A 6,111-nucleotide genomic window follows, 5' to 3' on the forward strand; every position below is an offset into this window, starting at 1 on the left:
CCCACCCACCCACTTCTCTCCTTCCGGCTTGGGCGTGGACTTGGGGGCGTAGAGGGGATGTCGGCCTCCCGACCCCGGCCGAACCAGCGTGGTGACCTGCGAGTTCGCGGGTAGCGCGGGAGAGGGTGCGGAGGGTTGTCGGCCGGGTTGTCGGCGGAGTTGTGGGGTCTGGTCGTCGGCAGTGTTGTGACTTCGTGATCGTGGTCGGGCCCATGTGGTCGCCCTTCTGGTCGGGGCCGACCGCTGACCTTGCCGGTACACGCGGCGCTGAGGCTGCGCCGTGCCGGACGGGAAGCGAGCGGATCGCGATGATCGGTGTGGACGCGGGTGGCGGGGACCGGCTGGCGCTTGCGGTGCTAGTGCAGTACCGGATGGCCACCACGGAGCAGATGCACTGGGCGGTCGCCCCCGGGGTGCGGATCGAGCAGACCCGGCGGCGCCTGGCCCGGTTGCGGGAAGAAGGACTGGTTGACCCGATCACGCTGCCGCAGGCCGGACGGCGAAGGGTGTGGTTCCCCACCCGCTATGGGGTGCGGGTCGCCGGGGAGTGGCCCGAGCTGCGGGGCGCCGACCCTCCAGGACTGTGTCTGATCCGACCGCCGTGCGCCTCAAGGTCGGGCACGCGCTGACGGTGACCGAGACGGGGCTGGCCTTCCTCCAGGACGCGCGACGCCGCGGCGATGTGTGCCGGCCGATGGACTGGATGACCGAGGTCCACCACCCGATCGGCAAGGGCGAGGCCGTCATCCCCGACGCCCTCCTGTACTACCGGCGCGGCCCGGTCGACGGCGAGGGCGGGCCGATGCTGCGGGCCTTCGTCGAGGTCGACCGCGCCACCATGGGCCCCGAACGCCTCGCCGCCAAACTGACCGCCTACGCCCGCCTCCACTCCTACGTGCCCACCATCCCGGGACGCCGGCCAACCATCCAACAACCAGGCGTTGAAGAGTGGCGACGGCGCTACCCGCTCTTCCCACGGCTGCTGATCGTCCTGGACGGCACCGGCCCTACCGGCATCGAGAACCGGATCACCGCCCTGCACGCGGCTACCCGAGAGCTGGCCCTGTACAGCTTTCTGCACGAGGTGCCCGTCCTCGTGGCCCCACTGACCGACCTTCTCCCCCACGGCCCGGCAGCACCCGTATGGCGCCCCGTCCAGGACCCCGACCGGCGGGTGCCGTGGAACATCTAGACCCGTGATGGTCACACTCGGTCAATTGCCCGGCGTCTCCGGCTCGGTAGGAGTCCTGCGGCGGAGCGCTTCGTCGATGATGTCGCGCAGCGATTCTCGGACGGCGTCGTGCAGTGACGACGAGGAATTGCGGATTTCCCGGACACCCCGCACGAACCGAAAGGGGCGTTCGAATTGCCCTATGGTGAGCAGTTGCGTACGTTCAACGGATCCGGACCCTGAACCCGATTCACCGCGAAGGCGCTGATATGAAACGTCGAGACCTTTAACGGCGGCCGGGAATTCGTCGGAATCGGCGTCTTCCAAGATGACATCGCCGTGGCTCGCCTCTTGGATCGCCGTACGGAGCCATTCCAACCAGCTAGGCCGGGCGCCCGCCGCGGTGAAAGCGCGGGCCATTGCAGTGTCGATGTCATCGTCCGTGAAATCGGACAGATCAGGTTCCGTGAAGTCGGCGAGGTCGCGGGCCGCCTTCGCGTAGATGTCGTCGTGGACGGTCGGGGGCATGGTGCCTTCCTTGGGGTCTCAGCCCCAGGGGCGACTGCCAAGGCAGTCGCCCCTGAAGACGGTAGTCGGTCAGATGATCCAGGGGAGGACGACCTGGGCGACATCGACCGCCGTGGGGATGGCGTCCTCGACGAAGTCCCCGACACCTTCGACGATGTCGTCCCAGAAGCTCTTGGGGTCCTTCACCGACTTGTCGCTGCTCCCGTCGCCGGTGACCATGTCGATGACCACCGGTGCCAGCGTGACCAGGACGTGGACGACGGAATCCCAGAAAGCCGGGTCCTCAAAGACCTTGCGGGGGACCTTCCGCTTGATCCGTGTGAGGGCGTCCTCCGCGAAGTCCTTGCTCGGCGTCTCCGCGAACAGGTCCAGATAGGTCTGGGGGAAGCAGTTCGTCATCTGCCACGACGTGTCGAGAACGTCGGTCAGCCACCCCCCGTCGATCTGGTCCATGTAGAAGTCGTCGAGGTACAGCGACTTCGGCTTCACCCCGGCAGCCTTGCTCACGGCGGCGAAGGCGGGCACCAGCTTCGCCGCGTACGCCACAACGTCGGGCTTGCCGTCCGCACCTGATCCGGCGCCCTTATACCCCTTGCCGCTCGGCTTCTTGGAGGCGGCACCCGTCGCCGCATCGATGAGCGGCTGGAGGGCCTTCCTGATGTCGCGTTCGGTTGGCGTGGTGGTCGCGGTCATGGTCATGGTGGTGGGTTCCTTTCCTGTGGGCTGCTCGGCGAGAAGGGGCTCGGAGAGCAGAGGTTGCAGGTCTTGAGGGGCGAAGCAGCCGGGGGTCTGCTCCATGCCCAGGTCGTCGAGGGTTTCGCCGGCACGCTCGATCAGGTCGCTGACCGGGGTGGACGAGTCCACCCCCTTCAGGAGCGCGTGGGTGAACGCCGAGAGATCGTTGGTGCGTTCACTGCCCGCAGCGGCCGTCTGGCGGGCGGTGCAGGCCGTCAGCAGCACGGCGTTGATCTCTACCTCGGGCTGCGCCTTGGGGCCCTTCGTACCGGCCCTCGCTCCGGCGAACAGCTTCGTCGCGGAACGAGTAGCCGAGCGGCCGAAGAGCTTCAGGGTCGGGGCCTCGACTCCGGCGAGCGACTTGGCTTGTGCCGCGAGCATGTCGGCTGGGGGTATGAAGACCTTCGCCCGCGCGGTCTGGAAGCGCTGCTGAGGGTCGATCCAGTCCTTGTTCATGCCGCCCGAGTGGCAGGCGTCGAGGATCACAGTGAGCGCCCCGGGATCCACCTGCCGGCTCCGCTCGACGAGTTCGCTGTCGTGCAAGAACTGGTAGCGGTCGTGGCAGACCAGGACTTCGACGAAGGTGCCCGGCTCGTCCTCGGGTTGGTAGCGGTACCCGTGTGAGGACTGGTAGAAGACGCAGCGGTCGCCGGACTCGGCGTCAGTCAGCAGCCAGTCGAGGCCGTCGCGGACCCGTGCCAGCGTGGCGTCCTCGTTGTGGAGCATCCGGATCTCCGCGTTGTCCGAGAAGTCCGACTGCTTCAGCCAGTCCCGAAAGGCGTATGTGTCGTTGACACAACTGTTCAGTTCGTTGCCGGGAACCTCGTATTCGTCGATTCCGACCAGCAATGCACGGTTGGCCATTTGATTCTCCTTTCAAGGAGTTACGAGGTGATTCTGGAGGCACGGACGCCGCCGGATCACGTAAAGAATCGATTCATCACACTTTCTCGCGAGGGGAATCGATTCCTCTCGTGCGATGCAACCGAGTTGGTTGTGTATCGCGTCAACCAGTGGAAGAAAGCCGGATCGGTTCTGCCTCTTCCATGGTTTCTCTACTTGACCGGATAGGGCAAACAGAAGGAAATCGGAACCGCTGACTTAAGGGAGATATCCCGATGCCACGGCCGGGGCAACTGAGGGCCAGCGTGGAGGACAATCTGTCCGACCGGATCGCCGTCCGGCTGCTCGTGCGCACCTTCCCGCCGGACCTCGTCGATCACGTGGTGGCCGAGTGCGGCCGGTCCGAATTGCGCAGTCGGCGTCTTCCCGCCCGTACGGTCGTGTACTTCGTGCTGGCCATATGCCTTTTCTGGCATCGCAGTTACGGACAGGTGGTGCAACTGCTGGCGGAGTCCCTGAACTGGGCAGACCGGGGAAGGAACCCGGTCCCGCCCTTGCCTCCGACCACTGCCGCCCTGTCCCGGGCGCGGGCCCGCCTTGGCCCCGAACCCATGGCCGCGCTGTTCTCGGAGGCCGTCATGCGGAGTAGTGCTGCGCGCGCCACCTGCGATAGCTATCGCAGGTGGCGGGTCCTTGCGGCGGACGCTGCCACGGTGAGCGTCCCCGACACCCCCGACAACAGGGCGCGGTACGGCGCGACGACCCCAGTTGTCGAGCGGGTGACCGTACGCACGTCACTTCCACGGGCCAGGGTCGCCGTGCTCGCGGAGTGCGGCAGCGACACCATCACCAAGGCGGCAGTGGGACTTCCGGTCACCAGCACCGACCCCACCCTGGCGCGGGAACTATTCACCGGCCTGTCCCCCGAGGACCTGGTTCTCGCAGATTGTGGTGCCGAAGACCTGAACCTGTTGCCGGCGGTGCGCGCCTCCGGAGCCGACCTGTTGTGGCGCGTCAGAGCCGAACCTCCAATGCCGTGGCGAACAGCCTTCCCGGACAGCTCTTATCTCAGCGGTATGTGCGACTCGTCCGGCCGCTGCCACACAGAGGTTCGCGTGATCGAGGAGGGTTCGTATTTTCTGGTGACAACGCTGCTGGACCACGAGGCCCACCCCGCCAGGCATCTGAGGGCGCTGGCTCACCGGTACCGGGACTTCGGGATTTCGTTCCAGGCGGTCGGGAAGCTGTGGCGCGACGGCCCGCTGGTACTGCGCTCCCGTTGGCCGGCCGGGGTCGAGCAGGAGGTCTGGGGGCACCTGCTAGTGCACCACACGCTGCGCTCGCTGATGTGACCCGCGTCAGTCAGCCAGTGCACGGCTTGCTGGTAGGGCATCGGCTCGGCGTTGGCGGGGAGGGTGGCGGAGGGGCTGCCGAAGATTCGAAGTCGATCAGGAGGCGCCCTAGGTCATTCACGATGATCCGGGACCAGCTCGCCGACGCCGTCGATCCGGGCATCGACGGCGACGTGGTCGCGGATCTACCCACCACAGCCGCCCCGGACCCGGCACGCTCCCGAAGTGCATCGGGACGCTCGCCCGGGCCACTGCCCGTGCGCCATGCTGCTCCGCACCCGCCCACTCATTGGCCTGCGGCTCCGTATCCGTGCACGGCTGCGGGGAAGGGGTCGTTGCCCATGTGGATGGCGCGCGCCGTGTGGGCGGTGGTGACGTAGAGGGTGCCGCCGACCGGAGCCATGCTGACGTGTGGGTTGTTCTTCGGGAGTGCTGGCAGGTCGGGCCCCCAGCCGGATTCACCGGTGGGGGCGTACAGGACGTCGATTTCGCCGTCGGCAGCGGCGTACACGGTATCGCCGGCCACCGCGATGGCGGTGTCGGAGGCGTGCTGCGAGGTGGCGTGGTGCCACCGTTCCTCCCCCGTATCCGCGTCCAATGCGACCACGACGGCCTTTCCCCGTGCCGTGCAGGCGTAGACGTATGCCTTGCCCGCCGTCAGATGCGCGATACCGGTGCGCGCGCTCCAGCGGATGAGGCCCGTGGCGAGATCGAGGGCGTGAACGCGTCCGTCCTTGCTGCTGAGGAAGACTGTGCCGCCTGCTGTGGTGAGTTCGTTGCGCACCGGGGCGGGGATGTTGGCCGACCAGGCCGCGTGGCCGGTGGCCGCGTTGAAGGCGTAGACGATGCCGTTCTGACCGGCGGCGATGACCGTCCCGTGGGAGACGACGGGGCCGGCGGCCACCTCTTTGTCGACCCAGGCGCTCCAGCGGGGGCGGCCGGTGGCGGCGTCCAGGGCCTGGATGCGGCCGTTGTGGTCGGCTGCGAAGACCAGTCCGTTGGCCGTCACCGGCCCCGTCATGGGATCGAGGGGGGTGCTCCAGCGGGGTTGGCCGGTGGCGGCGTCGAGGGCGGAGACGGTGTGGTCCTGGCTGCTGACGAAGACGCTGTCGTCATCGGCGGCCAGGGTCGTGTGCGGGATCAGGTACGCGGGGTGCGTCCACCGGGTGCGGCCGGTGGCGGCGTCGAGGGCGTAGACGGTGCCGTTGGTGTCGCCGACGTAGACCGCATGGCGGGTCGTGGTAGGCCCGGCGGCCAGGGTGGTTTCGACCGGGACCGTCCATTCAGGCTCGGATGGCAGGAGAGTGGTCACGGCCCATGTTCCTGCTCCCACGGCCGATACCAGGGCGGTCCACAGGGCCGCGGCCGCCAGCGGCCGCCGCCCCCTGGTGGTCCGCGCCGGCACTTGTGTCGGGGCGGGCTGCGGCCGTGCCTGGGCTTGTGGTGGCCATGCGCTGTGGTCCTGCGTCGCCTGCGCACTGG

General features: G+C 67.7%; 6 protein-coding genes. 3 read left to right on the plus strand and 3 right to left on the minus strand.

The genetic code is table 11. The annotated features are described in order from the left end of the window. Window positions 1-308 precede the first annotated feature (308 nt). Both EHS43_RS48300 and EHS43_RS34695 read left to right on the plus strand, forming a co-directional pair. The gene (locus EHS43_RS48300; protein ID WP_260470837.1) at window positions 309-629 is read left to right on the plus strand and encodes a replication-relaxation family protein; all 321 of its coding nucleotides are present in this window, start codon (window positions 309-311) and stop codon (window positions 627-629) included. Next, the gene (locus EHS43_RS34695; RefSeq protein WP_260470838.1) at window positions 584-1,192 is read left to right on the plus strand and encodes a replication-relaxation family protein; all 609 of its coding nucleotides are present in this window, start codon (window positions 584-586) and stop codon (window positions 1,190-1,192) included. Before EHS43_RS48300 ends, EHS43_RS34695 begins: the two co-directional genes overlap by 46 nt. A 21-nt stretch (window positions 1,193-1,213) precedes the next feature. Here EHS43_RS34695 and EHS43_RS34700 read toward each other — a convergent pair whose 3' ends face one another. Beyond that, window positions 1,214-1,699: a hypothetical protein gene (locus EHS43_RS34700; protein WP_125194615.1), complete on the minus strand. Its 486-nt coding sequence runs from the start codon at window positions 1,697-1,699 to the stop codon at window positions 1,214-1,216. 69 nt (window positions 1,700-1,768) lie between these two features. After that, the gene (locus tag EHS43_RS34705) at window positions 1,769-3,298 is read right to left on the minus strand and encodes a caspase family protein (RefSeq protein ID WP_125194616.1); all 1,530 of its coding nucleotides are present in this window, start codon (window positions 3,296-3,298) and stop codon (window positions 1,769-1,771) included. Between the two features lie 284 nt (window positions 3,299-3,582). Here EHS43_RS34705 and EHS43_RS34710 point away from each other — a divergent pair, with 284 nt between their 5' ends. After that, on the plus strand, window positions 3,583-4,629 hold the full coding sequence (locus EHS43_RS34710; protein ID WP_185806541.1) for a transposase domain-containing protein: 1,047 nt from the start codon (window positions 3,583-3,585) through the stop codon (window positions 4,627-4,629). Window positions 4,630-4,915: 286 nt separating this feature from the next. Here EHS43_RS34710 and EHS43_RS34715 read toward each other — a convergent pair whose 3' ends face one another. After that, the gene (locus EHS43_RS34715; RefSeq protein WP_185806542.1) at window positions 4,916-5,941 is read right to left on the minus strand and encodes a PQQ-binding-like beta-propeller repeat protein; all 1,026 of its coding nucleotides are present in this window, start codon (window positions 5,939-5,941) and stop codon (window positions 4,916-4,918) included. Window positions 5,942-6,111: the final 170 nt, after the last annotated feature.

This window comes from Streptomyces sp. RP5T (assembly GCF_003933965.1).
In the GTDB taxonomy this organism is placed as follows: Bacteria; Actinomycetota; Actinomycetes; order Streptomycetales; family Streptomycetaceae; genus Streptomyces.

Coding starts and splice junctions, on each gene's coding strand:
- EHS43_RS48300 (WP_260470837.1), top strand. CDS start 309: ATGATCGGTGTGGACGCGGGTGGCGGGGACCGGCTGGCGCTTGCGGTG.
- EHS43_RS34705 (WP_125194616.1), bottom strand. CDS start 3,298: ATGGCCAACCGTGCATTGCTGGTCGGAATCGACGAATACGAGGTTCCC.
- EHS43_RS34700 (WP_125194615.1), bottom strand. CDS start 1,699: ATGCCCCCGACCGTCCACGACGACATCTACGCGAAGGCGGCCCGCGAC.